Source organism: Asanoa sp. NPDC050611, from assembly GCF_040654855.1.
Classification (GTDB): Bacteria; Actinomycetota; Actinomycetes; order Mycobacteriales; family Micromonosporaceae; genus Asanoa.
In genome coordinates this window covers 1-2,212 of the sequence record NZ_JBFAIU010000617.1, presented here as the reverse complement: position 1 = coordinate 2,212, position 2,212 = coordinate 1, and the positions used below count along the sequence as shown (strand labels likewise).

Below are 2,212 nucleotides of genomic sequence, written 5' to 3'. Positions count from 1 at the left end.
GGCCGGGTGCCCTCCGGGAGCTGCCCGAGGGTGGTCGCCCAGTCGCGCAGCTGCCCCAGCTCCAGCGGCACGGGCTGTGGCCGGTCCGGGACCCACGCCTGGGCGCCATGCGGGTTGCCCGGCACGAACTCGAGGTAGGTCGCGGTGGCCACGGCCGCGTCCACCGGCGACAGGTCCGGCACGCCGATCAAGGCGTTGACGAGCGAGCTCTTGCCGCGCTTGGTCTCGCCGACGACGACGATCGACGGCCGGGTGACCGCCCGGCGCCGGACCGACTCGATGTCGGCGGCCGCGTCGGCGTCGGCGCGCCGCAGGAACGCCAGCGATCCGTCGACGGCCTCGCCGAGCAGCGCGCCCAGGTCGCTCATGACGCCACCGTCAGCCGCTGCGACAACAGGTGAAAGCCACGGTGTACGACCAGCGCCACCCGCGACTGGGCCGGGCTCGCGCCGGCGACCGCGTACACCCGCCACCGGGCCGCCGCCGCGAGCGCCGCCTCCCGCAGCTCGTCGAGGCCGGCGGCCGGCAGGCTGAGGATCCACTGTGGATCCTGCGAGAGCGCCAGTCGGGTCAGCTCCTGCTCCATCGGCGCGGGCAGCTCGACGGCGCCGCCGCTGACCTGCTGGGCCGCCTCGAGCAGCCGCAGCCGGTGGTACTCGGGTCGCTGCAGCACCCGCTCGATCGCGTCCCGCAGCACCTCCCGGTCGGGGATCGTGTCGGCGTGCCCGGCGGCCTTCTCCAAGGTGGACAATGCCCAGCCGGCCTTGATCGCGTCGGTGCGCCACCGGAACGCGTGGTCGAGCGTGTGCCGCAGCCGCGGAAACCCGGACGCCTGGTAGAGCATCCGCACCAGGTCACCGCTGCCCAGCGTCGGGTGCGCGGCGAGTTGGGCGAGGGAGAAGCCGATCCCGTACAGGTCGAGCAGGGTCAGCAGCCGTTCCCGGTGCTCGCGCGGCACGGGCGCGGGCCGGGACACGAACAGGTCCACGGAGGCCAGCAGCAGCGTCCGCTCGGCGACCGGCAGCGCGGAGAGCACCCGCAGCGCCTCGCAGTCGGCGGCGGTCAGGCGGCCGGCCTCGGTCGTCTCGGCGAGCAGCCCGACGACCGGCACGACGCCGGAGACCACGCGGCGCAGTGACCGTGCCTGGTCGTTGGCCAGGTCCTCGGCGACCGGCCACGGGTCGGCGGGGCTCTCGACGAGCTTGTCGGCCTTGTTGAACAGCCCGACGGAGTTGATCGGGTTGCTGGCCAGCCGCGCCGAAACGGACCGGAACGCCTCGAGCGCGGCGACGTCGTCGGCCCGGACCGCCTGCGTGAACACGTACACGATGGCTTCGGCTCCGGAGATCGCCCCCGCGGAGTCGGCGTCGAGCCCGTCGTCGATCGGTGCGGTCGCGTCCTCGAACAGGAACCGGCGCGCACCGGCCGACACGGACGCGTTCGTCGACGACAGCCCGGGCGTGTCGACGACGGTCAGGTCACGCAGGTTGGCACTGGTCAGGGCGACATCGACAAACGCCACCTCGGCCGCGGGGACGCCCAACCGCTGCGGAATCATCCCCGTCTCGTCCAGGGGCAGGCTGACCCGGCTGCCGTCGCGGCGGACCACGTCGACCCGGTCCGCGGTCCCGTACCGGAACTGGGTGACCACCCGCGTGCACTCACCGACCTCCGTCGGCGCGACGCGGCGGCCGATCAGCGCGTTGACCAGGGTCGACTTGCCGGCCTTGAGCCGGCCGGCGATCGCCACGCGCAAAGGCTCGTCCAGCCGCTGCCGGACCCGGCGAACCTGGACGCGCGCGGCGTCCGAGGTGAGCCGCGGACTGACCTCGTCACACAGCCCGGCGACGACCTGCCGCAGCGCGACCGGGGCCGTCATGCCCGTGCCCCGCTGACGCCGATGCGCTCGATCATGCCGCGATGCTCCCGCTCAAACCGCCCGAAACGGGCATGGCGGGCCCGCTGGGGTCGTCAGGTCGCGGGCAGTCGGCGACAATGGCGATGGCCCGGCGGGGGTGCGCGGTCATTGTGGCGTGGTCCTCCTGGCTGGGTCGTTCGACCAACACTACGAATATCCTGCCGGCGGCAGGATCCCATGTTCGTGCCACCGGGGTCCGCCGCAGGCGAGGGTCGGAGGATGAGTGCCGCCGCACGCACCTGGCACCGACGTCGCCGACCGTGCCGCCGAGGACCCGGCGGGCACGGCACCGGA

At 73.8% G+C, this 2,212-nt stretch carries 2 protein-coding genes; both read right to left on the bottom strand.

Going from position 1 to position 2,212, the window contains the following annotated elements; genetic code table 11:
- A partial coding sequence (locus AB0H87_RS41010) for a dynamin family protein (RefSeq protein WP_360159028.1) occupies positions 1-368 on the bottom strand: 368 nt, incomplete at its 3' end.
- Positions 365-1,879, bottom strand: a complete 1,515-nt coding sequence (locus AB0H87_RS41005) for a dynamin family protein (RefSeq protein ID WP_360159025.1) — start codon at positions 1,877-1,879, stop codon at positions 365-367. The genes AB0H87_RS41005 and AB0H87_RS41010, both read right to left, overlap by 4 nt.
- Between the last annotated feature and the right edge of the window lie 333 nt (positions 1,880-2,212).

Bases quoted from the DNA above. Each gene is read 5' to 3' on its own strand.
- AB0H87_RS41005 (WP_360159025.1), bottom strand. From the start codon at position 1,879: ATGACGGCCCCGGTCGCGCTGCGGCAGGTCGTCGCCGGGCTGTGTGAC.